Annotated in this window: 20 protein-coding genes; 3 read left to right on the top strand and 17 right to left on the bottom strand. The window is 33.3% G+C overall.

Annotated features, from left to right (window positions below; all coding sequences use genetic code 11):
• The first annotated feature begins 156 nt into the window (after positions 1-156).
• The gene (locus J6D32_RS05125; protein ID WP_006785609.1) at positions 157-1,548 is read left to right on the top strand and encodes an MATE family efflux transporter; all 1,392 of its coding nucleotides are present in this window, start codon (positions 157-159) and stop codon (positions 1,546-1,548) included.
• 78 nt (positions 1,549-1,626) lie between these two features.
• Here the strand turns inward: J6D32_RS05125 and J6D32_RS05120 are convergent, their stop codons facing one another.
• The 17 genes from J6D32_RS05120 to J6D32_RS05040 form a co-directional block, all read right to left on the bottom strand.
• Positions 1,627-2,487 (bottom strand): carbohydrate ABC transporter permease, encoded by an 861-nt coding sequence (locus tag J6D32_RS05120; RefSeq protein ID WP_009606441.1) that lies wholly within the window; start codon positions 2,485-2,487, stop codon positions 1,627-1,629.
• A 19-nt stretch (positions 2,488-2,506) separates the two neighbouring features.
• Entirely contained in the window at positions 2,507-3,451 is a 945-nt protein-coding gene (locus J6D32_RS05115; RefSeq protein WP_006785607.1) for a carbohydrate ABC transporter permease, read from the bottom strand.
• Between the two features lie 80 nt (positions 3,452-3,531).
• On the bottom strand, positions 3,532-4,884 hold the full coding sequence (locus tag J6D32_RS05110; protein WP_006785606.1) for an extracellular solute-binding protein: 1,353 nt from the start codon (positions 4,882-4,884) through the stop codon (positions 3,532-3,534).
• An 84-nt stretch (positions 4,885-4,968) separates the two neighbouring features.
• Positions 4,969-5,790, bottom strand: a complete 822-nt coding sequence (locus J6D32_RS05105) for a MurR/RpiR family transcriptional regulator (RefSeq protein ID WP_006785605.1) — start codon at positions 5,788-5,790, stop codon at positions 4,969-4,971.
• Between the two features lie 305 nt (positions 5,791-6,095).
• On the bottom strand, positions 6,096-6,482 hold the full coding sequence (locus J6D32_RS05100; RefSeq protein WP_006785604.1) for a Fur family transcriptional regulator: 387 nt from the start codon (positions 6,480-6,482) through the stop codon (positions 6,096-6,098).
• A 127-nt stretch (positions 6,483-6,609) separates the two neighbouring features.
• A complete protein-coding gene (locus J6D32_RS05095) occupies positions 6,610-6,882 on the bottom strand; it encodes a GIY-YIG nuclease family protein (RefSeq protein ID WP_006785603.1) in 273 nt (90 codons plus the stop codon).
• 324 nt (positions 6,883-7,206) lie between these two features.
• Positions 7,207-8,802 (bottom strand): multicopper oxidase family protein, encoded by a 1,596-nt coding sequence (locus J6D32_RS05090; protein WP_009606432.1) that lies wholly within the window; start codon positions 8,800-8,802, stop codon positions 7,207-7,209.
• A 689-nt stretch (positions 8,803-9,491) separates the two neighbouring features.
• A complete protein-coding gene (locus J6D32_RS05085; protein WP_009606426.1) occupies positions 9,492-9,845 on the bottom strand; it encodes a hypothetical protein in 354 nt (117 codons plus the stop codon).
• A gap of 515 nt (positions 9,846-10,360) precedes the next feature.
• Positions 10,361-10,624 (bottom strand): DUF1294 domain-containing protein, encoded by a 264-nt coding sequence (locus J6D32_RS05080; RefSeq protein WP_009606476.1) that lies wholly within the window; start codon positions 10,622-10,624, stop codon positions 10,361-10,363.
• Entirely contained in the window at positions 10,618-11,112 is a 495-nt protein-coding gene (ybaK, locus tag J6D32_RS05075; protein WP_006785599.1) for a Cys-tRNA(Pro) deacylase, read from the bottom strand. Before ybaK ends, J6D32_RS05080 begins: the two co-directional genes overlap by 7 nt.
• Before the next feature lie 405 nt (positions 11,113-11,517).
• Positions 11,518-12,066 (bottom strand): type II toxin-antitoxin system PemK/MazF family toxin, encoded by a 549-nt coding sequence (locus tag J6D32_RS05070; protein ID WP_006785598.1) that lies wholly within the window; start codon positions 12,064-12,066, stop codon positions 11,518-11,520.
• A gap of 1 nt (position 12,067) precedes the next feature.
• Entirely contained in the window at positions 12,068-12,277 is a 210-nt protein-coding gene (locus J6D32_RS05065) for a hypothetical protein (RefSeq protein WP_006785597.1), read from the bottom strand.
• A gap of 133 nt (positions 12,278-12,410) precedes the next feature.
• On the bottom strand, positions 12,411-12,707 hold the full coding sequence (locus tag J6D32_RS05060) for a hypothetical protein (RefSeq protein WP_006785596.1): 297 nt from the start codon (positions 12,705-12,707) through the stop codon (positions 12,411-12,413).
• A 123-nt stretch (positions 12,708-12,830) separates the two neighbouring features.
• Positions 12,831-13,064: a hypothetical protein gene (locus tag J6D32_RS05055; RefSeq protein ID WP_006785595.1), complete on the bottom strand. Its 234-nt coding sequence runs from the start codon at positions 13,062-13,064 to the stop codon at positions 12,831-12,833.
• 17 nt (positions 13,065-13,081) lie between these two features.
• Positions 13,082-13,726, bottom strand: coding sequence for a hypothetical protein (locus J6D32_RS05050; RefSeq protein WP_006785594.1), 645 nt, complete (start codon positions 13,724-13,726; stop codon positions 13,082-13,084).
• A 315-nt stretch (positions 13,727-14,041) separates the two neighbouring features.
• Positions 14,042-15,760 (bottom strand): glycoside hydrolase family 13 protein, encoded by a 1,719-nt coding sequence (locus tag J6D32_RS05045; RefSeq protein ID WP_039930733.1) that lies wholly within the window; start codon positions 15,758-15,760, stop codon positions 14,042-14,044.
• Between the two features lie 94 nt (positions 15,761-15,854).
• A complete protein-coding gene (locus tag J6D32_RS05040; protein WP_006785592.1) occupies positions 15,855-16,253 on the bottom strand; it encodes a hypothetical protein in 399 nt (132 codons plus the stop codon).
• A 472-nt stretch (positions 16,254-16,725) separates the two neighbouring features.
• Between J6D32_RS05040 and J6D32_RS05035 the strand changes: the two genes are divergently transcribed.
• Together J6D32_RS05035 and J6D32_RS05030 are read left to right on the top strand one after the other, a co-directional pair.
• Complete coding sequence (locus J6D32_RS05035; protein ID WP_006785591.1) at positions 16,726-17,610, top strand: hypothetical protein; 885 nt, start codon at positions 16,726-16,728, stop codon at positions 17,608-17,610.
• A 116-nt stretch (positions 17,611-17,726) separates the two neighbouring features.
• Positions 17,727-18,392, top strand: a complete 666-nt coding sequence (locus tag J6D32_RS05030; protein ID WP_006785590.1) for a hypothetical protein — start codon at positions 17,727-17,729, stop codon at positions 18,390-18,392.
• Positions 18,393-18,412 lie beyond the last annotated feature (20 nt).

The raw sequence follows: 18,412 nt of genomic DNA, 5'->3' as shown, positions 1-18,412 counted from the left end.
ATTTATTCTATGTCATCTATGATTTATTAATCAATCATTAATTTTAGTCCTATTCAAATTTTAAATATTTCGACAAAATTAAGGTTCCCACTCCATTTAAAGTATAGTATCATTATATGTTGAGGATAAAAATAGAACTACTATTGGAGGGATTTGATGTCAACTCAATCTACTGATTTAGGAAAAGATCCTATTGGTCGATTATTATTAAAGCTTGCAACACCTGCTATCATAGCACAATTAGTTAATGTTTTATATAACATCGTCGATCGAATTTTTATCGGACGTATTCAAGATGGAGATTTAGCAATGGCTGGTGTTGGTGTAGCATTTCCAATTATCATGTTAATCTCTGCTACTAGTGCACTCATCGGGATGGGAGGTGCCCCACTAGCGGCCATTAAAATGGGGAAACAAGATCATGATGGCGCAGAGAAAATCATAAGTAATAGTTTATCGACGCTAATGATTATTTCGGTCTTATTAATGACACTTTTATTAATTTTTAAAGAACCCATTCTTCTTGCTTTTGGGGCCAGTCCTCAAACATTAGGATACGCGAATGATTATTTAACCATTTATTTACTAGGAACCATTTTCGTTCAAATCGCGCTTGGAATGAATCCATTTATTAATACTCAAGGATTTGCTAAAATTGGTATGCTAACGGTCTTAGTCGGGGCTATTTTTAATATCGTACTAGACCCTATCTTTATTTTCGGTCTTAACTTAGGCGTTAAAGGGGCTGCGATTGCAACCATTACGTCACAATTTGTTTCTGCTATTTGGGTTTTAAAATTCCTTTTTGGTAAGCAAAGTATTTTAAAGATTCAAAAACGTTACCTTAAACCTGAATTGAACGTGATTCTCCCTATTTTAGCGCTCGGTGTTTCGCCATTTATTATGCAGGCAACAGAAAGTCTTGTCTTAATTTCTTTAAATAATCAACTATCACGATTTGGTGGCGATTTAGCAGTCAGTGCGATGACCATTATTAGTAGTATCAATCAAATCATTTTCTTACCCTTAATGGGGCTTGCTTCTGGTGCACAACCGATTATTTCATATAATTTCGGTGCCAATCAATTTGATCGTGTCAAAAAAACATTCAAGTTATTATTAACGGTTTGTTTAGTCTATACAACCGTGATGTGTGTCTCTTTAGAATTAGCACCACACATTTTTGTTAATATTTTTAACGATAAGCCGGAGTTGGTTGAAATCACCTCTCATAGCATCCGTATTTTCTTTGCAGGTATCTTTATCTTTGGGGCTCAATCAGCATGTCAACAAACGTTTTTAGCACTTGGACAAGCTAAAATTTCACTTGTTTTAGCCTTACTTCGTAAGATGATTTTATTAGTTCCCCTCATTTTCATCTTACCTGCAACCACTGCTTCTTTTATTTCACCATTAGATGCTGTATTCTTAGCCGAACCAATTGCAGATATTATTGCAGCACTAACAACTTTTACGTGCTTTATTATTTTCTATCATAAAACGTTTAATAAACCATTAAATGATCTGACAGACATGGTAGATGATTAAGAACATTTGAAAACCAATAAACAGATTTTAGCAAACAAAAAAAAGACGTCTGGATCATTCCAAAACGTCTTTTTTTGTTTACCCTTTAACAGCTCCCATTGTAATTCCTTGTGTAAAGTATTTTTGAAAGAACACAAAGATAATAACCATTGGAAGTGATGCTAAAGCAGCACCTGCCATAATAACGCCATAATTTGATGAGAATTCTTGTTGCATTGTTGCAACCCCAAGTGGTAATGATAAATTAGAGCGTGAATTTAAGAAAATTAACTGTAAGAAATAATCATTCCAAGATGAAATAAAGGTAAAGATAGCTAAAGCCGCCACCCCTGGTTTAACAAGCGGTAATACAATTTTGGTGAAGATTCCCCATTCACTACATCCATCTATTTTCGCCGATTCTAATAACTCATTTGGGACGGTTTGAGAAAATTGTTTCATTAAAAAAATCCCAAATGGCCATCCCACTGCTGGTAAAATCACAGCACTTAGCGTATCGCCAAATCCCCAAGCTGAGACAATACGAACAAGTGGAATTAAGATAACTTGTTTTGGAAGTGCCATCGCTCCAATGAATATAGCAAACATGAGTTTAGAACCATAAAAATTCTTTTTCCCCAGAACATATCCAGCTAAAGTAGATGTCACACAAACTAAAATCATCGTAAAAAATGAAAGATAGACACTATTAAGGAACCATGATCCTGCTGGATTTTTAAATAATTTGACCCAGTTATCAAGTGTTGGATTTGTTGGAAACCATTCGGGTGGAAGTGCCACAGCTACATCTTGTAACTTAAATGCTCCTGTTATAATCCAATAAAATGGAAAGATAAAAAAGATGGCTAACAAGGTTAAAATGATGAGCGTCATGACTGATCCAACCGTTATTTTCTTCTTTTTACTTAATTTCTTTTCAGTATTTTGTTTCGTTGACAAATTAATCCCCTCCTATCTCTTAATATTCAACATCTTTCCCAAAGAACTTGTATTGGATGATTGAGAACACCCCAATGACGATCGCTAAAATAACTCCCATTGCCGAAGCATACCCATATTTATTTAAAACAAATGAGCGTTCATAAACAAGATACATCACGGTTGAAGTTGAATAGTTTGGTCCTCCAGCTGTTAAAAGTTGAATTAAAGAGAAACATTGGAAAGAGTTAATGGTTGATATCACGACAATATATAAGGTCGTTGGCATTAATAGCGGCCATTTAATATGTCTAAAAATCTGCCAATTATTTGCTCCATCAATCTGCGCTGCTTCACTATAATCTTTCGGGATATTTCCAAGTGATGCCACATACAAGATAATTGGCTGTCCAACAGAAGTTGTTAATAAAACGACCATCACTGAAATTAAAGCAAATCTTGCATCTCCGAGCCATGAAATTGGACTATCAATGACCCCCATATTTTGTAATAAATAATTCAAAATCCCATGTAAAGGATGAAAAATCCATTGCCAAACAACCGTAACACTTACAATCCCTGTGACCACTGGTAAGTAAAAGACTCCCCTAAAAAATGATCTTGTAAAGGCTGAGCGTTCATAGATAGCATTTGAAACAAAAATTGAAAATACAATGATAAATGGTACCGTTCCAATAACTAAGAGAACAGTATTCCAAAGTGATTTAGTAAACACTTGATCTGACATCAGGTCGATGTAGTTTTGAAGCCCTATAAAATTGAAGGTACTCATCGTATAATCATAAAAACTAATATAAATGCCTTGAATAATTGGAAATAAAACAAATATTCCAAAGAAGATTAAAGCCGGTAATAAAAACAAATACCCAACAATTGTTTCACGCATCTTAGGTGAAAGGGTACGTTTTTGATTTTTAGTCTGTGAGACTGATGGCATAAGTGGTTTTTGACTAATACTCGCCATGACTTCCCCCCTATTATTTTTGAACAACTCTCGTTCTTGATTTAATTAGACGTAGCCTAAATTTAGGCTACGTCATTTTTTTATTTTATTGTGGTATTCGCCTGTTCTGCGAAATGATCCAGAGCAGATTGAACATCTCCACCGTTAATTGCGTCTTGAAGAGCTGGGAACCATAAAGTTCTCATTTCATCATATCCACTAATGGTATTGTAGTAAGTCCCGTAATATGACGTCATTAAGGCATTGTACTGTAACTCTGCATCGTCATATAATCCTGTCATTGATTTTCGAGCGGCAAATGTTCCAGTCGCTTTAATATTTTTAACACCCCATTCTTCATCATTAGCCATGAAATCAACAAAACGTTTTGCGGCCTCGATACGTGCACTGTCTCCACTATTAAATACACAAGGACCACCAATTAAGTATTCAAGTGAGGGTTCTCCACTTTCATTTGGATAAGGAACGAATACGACTTCAAAATCCATTTTCTCTTTATTGTTATTTAGTAATCCTGGTGAGAATAAAATGGTGCTTGCTGCACGTCCAGCTACGAATTCGTCAATCGCATCACTTGATGTCATCGCACTACCATTTACTAAATATCCGTTTTTAATCGCATCTACCGTCCACTGTAAGGCTTTAACTCCACCTTCATCATTGATACGGTAAGCTGTTAAATCATCATTTGTAATCCATGAGTTATAAAGATTAGAAATGAAGGCACGAGTTCCTTGATCCCCCGCTGAACTTTTTGCATAGAAAATCGCTGGAATTTTTCCAGCATCTTTTAATGCTGATAATAATGTTTCATACTCTGCAACCGTCCAGGCACGTGTTTCATTATCTAATGGTAACAACTCAAGTAACCCAAGTTCTTCAAGCATCGTTTTATTAAATGCCATCATAAAAGGTGATGTATTAATTGGATACATATAATAATTATCATCTTGACCTTGTACAGCATCTAAAAGCATTGGATCTAAATCATTTTTAAACTCCTCTGTAAACATGTCATTTAATGGGGCTAAAACACCGTTATTTCCCCAAGTAATAATACGACCTGGTGCATCATAGACAACATCTGGTGCAGTATTGGTTTCAATCGCTGTATTAATTTTCGCTGGTCCATCATTAAATGAAATGATTTCTAAATTGACTTTAATGTCTGGATTTTTAGCTTCAAAAGCTGCAATCATTTCTTCTTCGTATTTTCCTACGGTGTCATCAATGGTTGCAAAGTTTGGAAAATTCCAAAACGTAATGGTTGTTACCTCATTTTTAGGTGTTTCGGTCGAGGTTTCTGGTTTTGTACTCTCGGTTGAGGTATTTGATGTATCTGTCGTTGGTTGTTCAAGTTTTGGTGCACAAGCAACGGTTAGCGTCCCAAGCGCTAATAACGTTACCATCGATAAAAATCGTTTCTTTAACATGACTATTCCCCCTATAGGTATCTATTGTTAAACACAACGATAATAAGTTATCGCTGGACTAACCTAATTTAAGTAATCAACCCACTAATTTAATTTATTTGCCACTGCGCCTGCCGTTAAGTTTTTCATTTCTTCTGAGACTTTTGCATTATTTATCATATATCCGATGCACAATAGTTCAATCATAAATAACTGTGACATTTTCGCGGATAACGATCCACCTTCTAACGGATTTTCTTTTCCTGAAGTAAGTAAGACAACATCTGCATATTTAGTAATGGGAGATTTAATATAGCTTGTAATTGCAATAATTTTACAGCCTCTTTCCTTTGCAATTTTGACAGAGTCTAATAAATCGATTGTACTACCTGTTATCGTAATAGCAATGACAACATCTTCTTGGCTTAAGGTTGCACTATTAATGGCCTGAAAATGTGAGTCTGTAATAGCCTCGATATGTTTCCCAACCCTTAAAAATTTGCTACTGGCTTCCCGAGCACTAAGCCCTGAAGATCCAACACCATATACATAAACATTGTTCGTCTGTTCGATGAGAGCACATCCATGTTTAATTTCCAGATCATCCAATAAATGTTTAGTATTCTCTAATGATTTAATCATCATTTCGTAGAGTTTATCAATATATGATAGTTCGTGATTTTCAATGGAATTTAAAGCAGGTTCTTTTGCCATAGCTAACTTAAAATCTTGATACCCTTTGTAACCTATCTTACGACAGAAGCGTAGAATGGTTGCCTCTCCGACCCCGATTAACTCCGCTAATTCCGTAATCGATAGATACATCACAGATTCTCGATGTGAATTGATGTAGTGACATATTTTGATTTCAGATTTTGTAAATCCACTTGAATGTGTTTGCATGATACTGGTTATCTTACTACTCAATTCAATCCCCTCCCCTAATGTTAACGGTTACAAAGTTAGCGATAAAAGAATCAAATGCTAATCTTTTACTCGTCCATTATGATCAACATTTGATTTCCATTTAAACGCGTTTTAATTTGAAATTACGTTTCACAATTACAATATACCTTGAAAAATATCTTCACTCAAGCGTTAGATTTAAATCTATAAAAAGAGCTAAAAAAAATCCATATCTTAGTTGAATTTATCCATTTTTGATATGACTGGTTATCATTTTCTATCCAAAAACAAAAAAATTCGTCACGAGTCTGACGAATTTTTTATCCTTAATTAACTTTATGTCCCTTACATTTACTACAAATTCCTTTAAATGACATATCAAATGATTGAACTTGAACATTTTCCTGGTTTTCTACTACCTTTGCCACATCAAATAATTCATCAATAAAAATATCTTGAATATCGCCACACTCTAAACATAAAAAGTGAAAGTGATCTTGTAGCGTTCCATCAAAACGATCCGGATACCCTGCGATACTTACCTTTTGAATCATATTATGCTCAGCTAATTGAGAAAGATTACGATAAACCGTTCCAAGACTTAAATTTGGATTATCTTTTTTTAACATTTCATAAATGGCATCTGCCGTTAAATGCATAGGATTTTCTTTAATACAATTAAAGATCATTTCTCGCTGTTTTGAATACTTCATAATTATCACCTAACTTTGTCATCTATTTTAGATACTTATAACTTATATTTGTGAATTAAACAAATCTATCCAATATTTATAATAGTAATGATTATTAGTTATAGTATAAATAAAAAGATGACGCTTGTCAATATGAATTTATTGACTCCTTTTCCATATACTCTTTGATTAATTCTAATTTTTCTTCACGTTTTAACCTTTTAATTTCACTTTCCCTTTTACACGCCTCAGATCGAGAATTAAAGTTTTCGATATATCTTAGCTCTACTGGACGTCGACTTCGAGTGTATTTTGCGCCTGCTTTTGTATGATTATGTTCATGTAATCTTTTAAAGACATCTTTTGCATACCCCGTATATAAAGTTTGATCAGAACATTCTACAATATAGACATAATGCATAAAAACTCCCCTACCTTTTGAATTACCTTCATTCATTTTACTCAATCCTATATAACTTCACAATAAAAAAATATCCTAATGACATTGAGATCGTCCTATCATAATCTCTTAAGGTTTAAAATTTAAATTGGCTTTATATGCCTAAGTGATGAGTCCCTAATTTCTCATCAATAGTAGTAGAGAAAAAAAATGAGTGAAATCATTTCGGACTTCAGTCGATCATTTGCTTGTTTTCTTATTCTCTTTAAACCATTAGTTTTGAATTTATCTTTTAGTAAATCATCGTTAAATGAATCAATAGGACAAATCATGTGAACCCCTACGTTATACTATAGGATTTTCTCTACTGGGTAAGCTCCCTTCAATAACACGTAAAGGTCTCATCATATCGTGATCTTCATGTTCTAACAAATGACAATGCCAGACGTATTCACCCGTAAATCCAGTAAAATGCATCGCAACACTTGTAATGGTTCCAGAAGGTACTTCAACCGTATCTTTAAATCCTTGTTCATACGAGTGAATTGGAAGTTCTTCTCCTGTTTCAATCGACGTTCTAGATAATATTTGAAATTGAACTAAGTGGATATGAATCGGATGTGTAACTGGTGTTGGATTAATTATATTCCAAACTTCTATTGTGTCACTTTTAACAATCTCAGTCGTTGGTTCATGCCACATTCGATTATTTAAAACAAGTATCAGTCTCCCATCCGGATCAAGCATCAAATTTCCATTTGAATCAGTCTTCGCTCCAAGTCTTAAAGTTCGAGTAGTAACAGCATCTGTTACAGTTAAATGGTCATAAGGATTAAGTCTCGTTGGAATCTCACTAGTATCGGGTTTTGAACGTTTAGAGGAAACTTTAAATTGCATAATAACGGCCGTATTGGAATCTACGTCATCTCCGTTATTTTTTAAAATAATCGTTTTACCTTTATAGTCTGAAAAATCTACAATGGTATCGATTCTTTCAGCAGGGAAAATTTTAAAAGATTTGATTTCATTCGTTTCTTTTATAAATCCTCCATCAGTTCCTATTTGATAAAAAGAGGCATCATTAGAAAAGCTTAAATCATAATTTCTTTCATTAGATGCATTCAGAAATCTCAAACGATATTTACGAGGCTCTACTTCTAAACATGGCCAAATCTTTCCATTAACTACAATAGTATTACCTAAAAATCCAGTAATGGGAGCAGGTGGATCTGGATTAATCAATGGTTCAGGATATAACAATGATCCATCTGGATTAAACGATTTATCTTGGATGATAATTGGAATTTCAAACGCACCTTTCGGTAAATTTAACCTTTCTTCTAATTCATCTCTAATCAGATATAATCCTGCCAAGCCAGCATATACATTTAATCTCGTACTTCCCATGGCATGATCATGATACCACAACATTGTAGAAGGTTGATGATTGGTATATTGATATACCCTCTTAGTGAAGTGTGGTCCTCTAAGCGCATAATCTTGAGTAAACCAGGCTTCCGGATGGCCATCACTTTCAGGCTCTACATGAGCACCATGAACATGAACAACTGTTTTAACTTCAGGTGTATCTATGGTCCCATGAAGCATGTAATCATAGGGAAGGATATGTTTTTCAGGCAATTTATTTTCCCAGCGTATATAAGTTATTCTATCTTTAAATGCCTCGATGGTTGGACCCGGATATTTTCCATTATATCCCCAAACTTTCGTTTTAGGAAAATAGGAATGGAAGGTATGAAACGCTTCCTTCATAGTGATACGGTATGCATCATATGTTTCAGTACAAATTTCACGTGCTGCTTTTTTGGGAATAGGGAGTCGATCAATATATTTTGGGATACTATCAGGATTTGAGGGATCAATATAAGGTGGTTTACATTTTAAATTCGTTGACCGTTTATCGATGTGATTTTCGTTCACGTTTAAGCACTTCCTCTTATGGAATCTCGTATAATATAAAATATGAATTTCTCTTCATTTTGCGTTAGTGTGATCTCCTTATTTCAAAAAAACAATGCATCTAAAAAAATAAATTCATCCCATTCTCCTTCAAAAATAAACCTCATTTCTACTCTCTCTAAATAGAGACCTTTTTACCAAGCAGTTGAGAGAGAATAGTTTTTACAAGCAAAACAATAGGGAACCTGCATGTTTAGAATGAGTCACAGTTATAAAACTTTTAGTCCGACGGTATCTTATCATTCAGGGGTTAACCCATTAAAAAGAGAATAAAAACTTGTGAGGCTCCCTGCTCTGATCTAGAGAAAATAAAACTTTGCCACCATAAAAAAGCTATCAGAACTCATTTCCTGCGTTCTGATTCTTATTAAATGAGAATGAAAAACAGATGATTAATCTAAAACTTTCACTGAGTAGATTAAAAGATCTCTGCTTTATAAGAATGCTGATCTACAATTAAAATTAAAAATTTATCCATACTAACTAATCGTATCAATGATTTTTTATCATCTATACTTATTTAAAATACAGTAAAAAAAGAACCCCATCATAACAGCCTTCAAATCAATCTGTTTTTAATGACGTTCTTCTGTAAAAATTTTTAAAGGTATGACACGTAGAAAACTAACGTTTAATTTTAAAAAAATCCCTCATAATAATCGATTCAAATCAATAATATACTCGATTAAAGATTCATTCATTGGTACTACATCATCAATCTTTAATCGGTAATCCTCATACTCCTCTACAGGACCCTTCACATTTCCAATTAAAAAGTGGTATTCATCTTTTGGGGAATTCAAAATATACAGCAATTGAATATAAGTTCCATGATGATTCCATCCTTTGGCAAGCACACCATACTCTAACTGCCGCCCCTTATAAATTATGGTTCCTACTTCAACCGATTTAATTTGCGAGAGATGTTCCCAATAATCAATCAACAATTTAACACGAACATATCCATAACGCTGATTTTTTATTTGATTTAACTCTTTTAACATACCTCTCTCTCCTTATCCTCTCATTTATTAAATCATATGTTTAAACTCCTCTTTTCATGATGAAACAAAGAAAAAAGTCGACTTTACAACTCAAAACAAAATCGATGTAATCTTTAATGAAGTCAGTTCATCATCAAATTTAAGAAAAAAAGAAATAAACAGATTTATTTCTTTTTTCTTAAATCCACCCATTATTAAACTATAGCTTAAAAAAAGACTAGGTAAAAAAGCCCTAGTCTGCTACTTATTTCTTCCTAAAATCATTGATGGGATCATTCTCTATCAAATGCTTGACACTTGCTTGATGAAACACATCCAACTGCTGACTACACAGACAGCCTTATCGGGTCTCTAACAAGAGTTCGACACACGTTTCATCTCATAGGTTTCTTTAGAGACACATTGAAAGACCACGCCTTCTAAAAAAATACAGTACTTATATTTAATGATGTATGAAATGAATTATGTCCTTCTACTTTTTAAAAAATGAAAGTAAATTTTCATCAAAAACTTTTTTAAAACCACCCTTTCGTATACAGTACAAACAAGATGACACTTTCAATGATCATTAATAGTGGAATAAATACTCTGAAATTTACATGTTTGGTCTTATGGTGAAATTGATTCATGCCTAACCACATTCCATAAGCCCCAAAGCAAGCGGCACTCAAGAATAAAGTTTTCTCGCTGATTCGCCACTCTCCTTTGATTGCTTTTTGTTTATCGACATACATTAATGTAAAGCTGATGAGATTAAGAATAATTAATAAAATTAACACATGATGTCTCCCTTCTCTATCGTGACCTTTTCAAAACGAAGCGTAATCACTTTTTCTAAGTCTTTTGGATTTAATTTCATTTGTAATCCAATTTTCCCACCACTCACAATAAAATAGTCTAACTGTTGTGCAGTGACATCAATCACAGTCGGGTAAACTTTTTTCATCCCTACCGGTGAACATCCCCCTCGAATATAGCCCGTTAATCCGTTAATTTCACTGACTGCTATCATCTCAAGTTTTTTTTCCGCCACAACTTTTGCCGCTTTTTTTAAATCCAGTTCAGTGGCTACAGGAATCACAAAAACATAAATATTTTTACTATTCCCTCTCGTCACCAACGTTTTATAAACAACTTCTACTGGATAGTTAATTTTAGTCGCTACCGTTATTCCATCGAGTTGATCATCGACCTCATAAGTTAACAATTCATACGAAATCTTTTTTTGATCAAGTAAACGGATTGCATTTGTTTTCACTTTTGACACGTTACTCAACTCCTATTTCTTAAAATAACTTTATTATACCTGAAAATCGAAGAAGTGCATGAGATTTCTCTGTGATTAAATTAATTTTATGATTATTTTAATCCGTCTAAATAGAAATCATCATAGGTTTGCCTAGAAGTTGACAATTGCTTTGAACGCAAAACATCAGAACATCTACAGTCCTTGAATCAGTCTCAATTCATAAAACTTTTTAGGATGAATCCTCTAAAGGAAGCATCTCACCAAAGGGGGAGTAAAATCGTCCGAATACTCCCCTACTCTTAAAAAAGTCACCATCTCTAGTAGGGAAAAGTCAAAGTTTTCAATTATGCAAACTTGATTTGAACCCCTAAATACAAAAAGTAGAAGGCTTTCACCCTCTACTTTTCCTCATTCTTCCCTATGTTATCTAATCTTTTTCACATCAAAACACTCTGCAAAGCGCATCATTAACTCATCCATGTCAATTTCTTTTTCATCAATTTTGAGATGACCTTCTACATAAAAGAGCGTATTTTTATAAACTCTTTTTGGATCATTAACCGTAATGTAACAATCATTTCCTAAATAATAAAATTGATCTAAATCATTACGTTCAATTAATCGTTTAAAGATAGGTTTTTTTTTATGATCTTCAGAGAGTGTCGCAATGGGTAATATGACAACAAATGGGTATTTTTCATTATGATTGTACTGATCTTTTTGAATCACAATACATGGTCTTAACTTGATTCCTGTTACAATTTCAAGGCTTTCTGATCGTCGTTTCCCTGTTTGGGGTTCAGATTTCCCTTGAAAGCCATCCTCTTTCTCGATAATTCGATACATTTTTGAATGTTGTTCATCTTTTTCGATGAATCTAAATGGTCTTCCTTGTGTATAAGGCAATGCAACATAAAAGATTTTTCCTCTTGAAATATCTTTACTATTGACTAACCGTGGAAGTTCACTCATTTTACTCTTCTTTCTTTACAGCATCTTCGAATTCTTTAACACCGGAACGATTTTCTTCTAAATCAATGATGTCATAAAGATTTTCTTCAAAGAAAGCCGCAACATCAAACTGTTGAAGAGGCGTTTTTTTTGTATTTCTGACACTAGAGGATGTTTTTGTTTCTTTTTGAAGCATGCCTTTATTCCAACCATCTTTACCTCGATTAAGCATTTTCCCTCACCTCGAATTAGAGATATCAAATCACAAGTTCTTATCCTACTTTAACTTTTACTACAATCTCTGCTCTACTGTATCTTATTCACAAATGATGGAAACATATATGCTTTCGCCTAAAGTTTAAAGACTAAAAGCTATCATTCTTTTCTTGATCCTCATTTTTAAGTTCTTTTAAAGTATCCTCTATTTGATTTAGCATTTCATGTTCTTTTTTATCATCTCCAAACCATTTATTAGTCGTGGTTGGATTATTGATAATCCCGAAGACTAATAGGAGCAATAAAATAATGTTGACAATCAAATCATAATGAGGGAATATCGGAATCTCGAATGTTTGTAAAACAAGAACAACTAATGAAAAGATAGAAATCCAAAAACCGTAATTATGAATTCTTAACTTTAAAAACTCTAACCATTGCTTCATTATGGACGATACGACCTTTCTTTTGGGCCTCGGATTTTTTAATCCTACTATAAATTATGAAATTCAAAAAAACGAGCACGTTGTTTTGTCCTTGTCGTATAAAAAAACCTCAATCCCATCCAGTCATTGAGGTCTTTTTATAATCAGCCACCCACTAATTAAACATAAAATGAATGTTAAACTTGCCAACAGTTGGCGCAAGAGCATCGAATCGAGTTGCTGTAAAAATAACTTACAACCTATCACCAAAACACCCGTGATTAAAATCATTGTTGTTTTGAGTGACTTAGTTTGAATTACTTTCATTAATAAATACAATAAGATGAATCCAAATAAAAGGAGTTGTAGCCAATCCATTCTCTTCCTTCTCTTTCTTATTCAGACAATAATTGATTAATGACATCCACCGCCATTTCCTTATTGAGTGAATTATTAATTAAAGCCAATACTTTTCCATTCGTGTCATAATTAATACGATTTAAAAGTTGGCTTCCAGCCATTTTAATACCATAAACTAAATCAGTTTGTTCATCTTTGATTAGTTGTGTTTCCTCAACTAAATTCCAATCAATCCCTGATATTTCATTTAAAGCTTCAAACATCTTCTCCTCTGCATAAAAGCCAAAATCACTCTCCCCCATAATGACTAAATCTAATTCTTGAGCTGCGATTTGTGAGATCATCTTTTGTTGATATAAATCGGTCATCTCATCAAATGATGTCTCCACTTCATTCAACCCATAAAATTGAACCAATACTTTTTCTTTCTTTGTTGCTTCTGGCGCCACTAATTGTGTTAAATCTTGTTGAATTTCTTCGATTTGCACGCCCGACTCTGCTTCTCCAAACAAAGTCAGTGAAAAAATAATTTTATCTTTTGTCATGACATCGTAAATTAAACTTCCGACTAATACCACTGCAAATAACCCCATCATCATGTGGCTTTTATAGTAATACCAAATATAATCTTTTTTTTCTTTTCGCGTCATTGTTTTTAAGTCTACTTTTTTTTCAGCCATTTTCCATTTCCCCTTTTTACCAAACCTCTCTATTATTCTAACAAAAATTCGCTTAAATTTCGAGTTAATTGAAAGTGTTTTCGTTTTTTATACAATTATCACATATTTAAAAAAATAAATACACAGTCCTCTAAGTCCCGTTTTCTATCGTATTCCCTGCCAATGATTGGCTGATCACTTCTCAACTTTTTGATTCAGTAAGATTGAATAGTAATGAGAGCTTTAATCTTGTTTGATGCGTGATTAGGATATCTTATGCATTGAAAAAAGCTACTTACTTGATCTTAAGAAAAGATAAAGTAAGTAGCACTTTGATTACTCTAATTCAAACACAATTGATTCAAAGGGTCTTAACATTAAGCAATCTAATGAAAGAGATGAATCTTCATAGTTAGATAAGATGATTTGTTTTGCCCTTAATTGCTTTAAACAAGCGATTGCTGGTTTTGCAAAAAAATTTGAGACAATTAATAATTTTTGATGATCTAGTGTTCGTGTATAGGCATAAACATTTGGATGATTTTCACTTAAAAGTTCATAATCTCCATAAACAATGACATCTTTATACTCACTATGTCGGCGCAAATGAATCAATTTTTTATAGTGATTAAAAATAGAATCCTCATCGTTTAATTGTGCCTCAACATTTATTGTAGCATAATTTGAGTTGACTTTAATCCAAGGTTCTCCACTTGTAAACCCAGCATTTTCGCTTGAATTCCATTGCATTGGTGTTCTAGCATTATCGCGTGAAGTAACCCCAATATATCGACGAATGAGATCTTCTGGATAACCGTCTTGCAACAAACGGTTAATTTTTTCAATCGTTGAGACATCACGATAGTCTTCAAAGTTAGTATAGTTGGCATTAGTCATCCCAATTTCTTCACCATTGTATAAAAATGGTGTTCCCCACATCATCAATAAAGAGGTCGCTAACATTTTACCTGATTCTTTATGATAATGAGTCGGATCTCCATATTGTGACATGACACGTGGATGATCATGGTTTAGCCAATATAATGGATTCCATGCTTTTGAATAAAGACCGGTTTGCCATTTTTTAAAGACTTTTTTCAATTCAACTAAGTCCGTATTCCCATTCCACTTTTCATCTAAAGAATCAAACCCACTATTCAACCAACAATGATCAAACGTGAATACCATGTTTAATTCATTTGAATCTTCACCTGCATATTTTAACGCTTCTAGGACATCGGCCCCTCCGCCAACTTCTCCTACCGTAAAAATATCATATTTAGATAAGACCTCACGGTTTAATTCTTTTAAATAATCATGAACTTTTGGAAGATTTGAAAATTTAGACCAATCTTCAACATACTTTCCATTTCCTTTAAGGGTTGAATCAGTAAACGTAAAATCGCGGTCAATGTGGGCAACAGCATCGACACGGAATCCGTCAATCCCAAGATCTAACCACCATTTCACCATTTCAAACAGTTTTTTTCGCATATTTTCATTCGCCCAATTTAAATCCGGCATTTTCTTAGAGAAAATATGCATAAAATATTCGCCTGTTTGTTCATCTTTTTCCCAACATGATGGAGTGAAAAATGAAGCCCAATTTGTCGGCTCAATCTCTTCTCCCGCTTCATTTATCTTTCCTTTTTGCCAAATATAATAATCGCGATAAGGATTATCTGTTGATTGTCTTGCTTCAATAAACCAAGGGTGCTCATCACTTGTATGGTTAAGCACTAAGTCCATCACGATTTTTATCTCACGTTTTTTAGCTTCAGACAATAATGTTTTAAAATCTTCCATTGTTCCAAATTCTTTTGCAATATCATAGTAATCTGAAACATCATATCCATTATCATCCATTGGTGATTTATAAATTGGACAAAGCCAAAGTAAATTAACTCCAAGTTCATTTAAATAATCTAACTTACTTGTGATTCCATTAATATCTCCAATTCCGTCCCCATTTGAATCACAAAAACTTTTTGGGTAGATTTGATATCCAACGGCTTCCTTCCACCATTTACGATCTAATTTTGTCACAAACGTCATTCCCCTCTTAATTGAATCGTTTCTACGTTGCTATTTTACCATATAATTACTTTTTAATAAGCAATTGCTTATCCGTAAACGATTACAGTTTTCATCATTTTCTTGTCAATTTAGGCAGTAAATATCGTTTAACTTTCACTTTTGGTGTCGCCATCACGATTCCTTTTTCATTGATACAAACACGTAATTGTTTTTCCCCTGTATAAATTCCAATTCCAATCATTAACAGATTTAATAGAGTTGCAAAACCATAATTTAAGACATTCATAAAAAAGAAGATGACATTTAATAAAATCATGATGGTGGTGACTGATTTAATTGCTTGTGCCATTATTTGATTTCCAACTTCCCACCCTTGTCTGCTCTTTTTAATCCGCTTGTTTGGATACCCCTTCGATGTATTTGGATAATTAGAATGATGTTTCTCACAATAATGTGCGTAGATAAACCCACAAACCGGTAACAACTCTAAGACAAGATAATAATTTCTCATGACAATCCCCCTTATGATAACGTTTTATACACCTATCATATCATGATATATTATTATATTTGTCAAAAAATGCAATCCATTTGAATTTCAATTCTTTTAGTAAATCCCCCCCCACCTACCTTTACTTATAGCTCTTTATTTTTAGTTAACACATATAATAAGGATACTTTTTATTAATTCATAAAATCTACCTCTGATGAGTCAGATTTTTTCGTACTCACTTTATGACTGATTTACGTTTTACATGATATTTCTAAATTATTAACAAAGAAAAACGATTATAATACAATAAATACCATATTTATTTAATAATTTTTAGTTTTTTTACTATAAAATGGATATAATATTCATAAAAAAAATAATTTCGACTCATATTGTTCAAAAAAACACAAAAAAAGACTTGTGTAATTTTTTATATATTGCTAGAATATACCTTGTATTTCAGAAACATAACCTATAGGGGGTAAAAGACATGTTAAAAGGTAAACTTTTAATCGCATTAGCATCAGCAGTATTATTCTTAGGAGCTTGTTCAAATGAAGCACCAGTACAAACAATTCCAGAAACTCCAGCAGTTGAAGAAACAACAACTGAAACTCCAGCAGTTGAAGAAACAACTGAAGAGGCAGAAGTAGAAGCTCAAAAAGTTGAGACGTATACGTTAGAAGCTTTATACGATACAACTGGAGAAAAAACTGATGTTGTAACAGTATCAATGACTTATGAAAATGGACAACCAACTTCAGTAAACATCGATGTTATTTTAGAAGATGGAACATTAAAAAGCGAATTAGCTGCTTCTGGTGAATATGTAATGAGCCAAGAAGAAGGAGCTTTACAATGGCATGAGCAAATCGATGCTGTAGAAGCATTCTTAGCTGAAAATAACTTTGATGTAACTGCAATCAACTTAACTGATGAAGATGGACACACTGATTCTATTACAGGTGTATCATTCAAAGCTGGTCGTTACTTAGAATTAGTTCAAGAATTAATGACGAGCATTGAAAACAATGAATTTACAGGTGTAAAAACTGTTGAATTCAAAGGTGAAGAAGGATCAGATGTAGTAGCAGTAACTTTCGAAAACGGAAATCCTGTTGACTTAACTGTTGATGTAATCCAAGCAGATGGATCTTCTAAACGTGAAGCTTCTGAAGCTGGAACTTATGTAATGGGTGGAGAATTACAATTCCATGAGCAAATGGATTTATTACAAGAATTCATCGTTGCTAATAACTTCGATTTATCAAAAGTAACATTATCTGATGAAGATGGACACACTGATGCTGTAACTGGAGTATCAATCAAAGTTGGTTCTTACCTTCCAGAAATCGAAGAAGCATTAGCAAAATAATGATATAAAAAAAGGAGCTGAGATTACTCACTCCTTTTTTCTTTTGAAATTTAGTAGTATTCTTTGCAATCTTTTGTTATAATTCAAAAAGACTAACTAGAATAAGGTGAAAAATTATGTTTCAAGATTACAAGACAGTTCCTAATCAATTCAATATTGAAAATGAAGTTATCAAAATGACTATTCTAAATAAAAAAGGAAAGGAATTAACTGCCCTATTTGATTTAGAAGATTTAGACAAAGTTAAACACTTTGGAAACTGGTTTGCGGAGTGGAATAAAGATTTCAATCAATATTTGGCTCAAGCTGTAACAGAAGAAATGGTCAAAGGAAAATTAAAGTATAAAAAATATTCGTTACAATCTGTTATTTTAGGAACAAGCCCAAATGCTCCTATTCGTCATTTAAATGGTGATGTCTTAGATAACCGTAAAACGAATTTAGAAATTTACAACCGATTTCAACCTAATGAATACGAAATATTAGAAAATGATGTAATCGCGGTGTTTTTAAAAGATCGTTATGGAAATGTAGAAGCTAAAGCTTTAATTTCGGCCGAAGACTTTGATCGTGTGATTACATCTGATTATACGTGGATTTGTCAAAAACGTTCAAATGGTCAACCCTATGCCATTGCTCATACGCCAGCAGGACGAATCTATTTAGACTCATTCTTAACAGATTGTCAAAAAGGATATCGTGTCGCTCACTTAAATAAAAATCCACTGGATAATCGACGTCAAAATTTAAACGTCTATCTATTCGACCCATCAACTAACTAAAAAAGGTGAAGGAGATTATC

Source organism: Turicibacter sp., from assembly GCF_017941855.1.
Taxonomy (GTDB): Bacteria; Bacillota_I; Bacilli_A; order MOL361; family Turicibacteraceae; genus Turicibacter; species Turicibacter sanguinis.
This window is presented reverse-complemented; position numbering and strand designations above follow the sequence as displayed.